We start from the raw sequence: 582 nt of genomic DNA, 5'->3' as shown, positions 1-582 counted from the left end.
TTAGGATTATCTTTCTGCGCCGCTTCTTTTCTGCTTCCCTTGTCAAGCAGTTCCATTAATTTGCGCGTAACGTCAGCGGAAGACAAATCATAATACAGTTTTGAATCGTAAGCGAGGGAAATCGCCCCCGTCTCTTCTGAAACGATAAGCACTACCGCGTCTGATTGTACCGCCATGCGAGCGGCGGCGCAGTCATACAAACAAGAAACCGTAGCGTCTGCCGCTTCTTCCGCTCCGCCAGAGGGCGTAACGAGGGGTGCGGCGTGGGTTCCGTTACCTGCAACACGTGTGGAAGTGCAGAATATTCAAGGCTATTTAAAGAAAAAAAAGATAGCCAACACTTTGTATCAAGACAGCATGGGCAACGAGGAATCTTTCAGACAGTTAAGCGGCAAAAAAACAGGGTTAATTCATTTGGCTACCCACGGCTTCTTTCTTCCTGACCCTAAACGCCCAACCGATGACAGGCAGCAACAGCAAGGCAGCAGCGTATTAAAACCAATAGACAATCTGCTGTTGCGCTCAGGGATTTTATTAGCTGGCGGTAACCACGAATGGAACAATGAGCCTGTAGAAGGCGTG

General features: G+C 48.8%; 1 protein-coding gene and 1 pseudogene. One reads left to right on the top strand and one right to left on the bottom strand.

Features of this window, described 5'->3' with window-relative positions:
• Positions 1-176: pseudogene (locus ACYVRA_RS08295) on the bottom strand (diadenylate cyclase CdaA); the annotation flags it as partial.
• Here ACYVRA_RS08295 and ACYVRA_RS08290 point away from each other — a divergent pair.
• The coding region (locus tag ACYVRA_RS08290; RefSeq protein ID WP_461252256.1) for a CHAT domain-containing protein at positions 175-582 on the top strand (408 nt) is incomplete at its 3' end. The pseudogene ACYVRA_RS08295 and the gene ACYVRA_RS08290 overlap by 2 nt on opposite strands.

This window comes from Treponema sp. R8-4-B8 (assembly GCF_054786175.1).
This window is presented reverse-complemented; position numbering and strand designations above follow the sequence as displayed.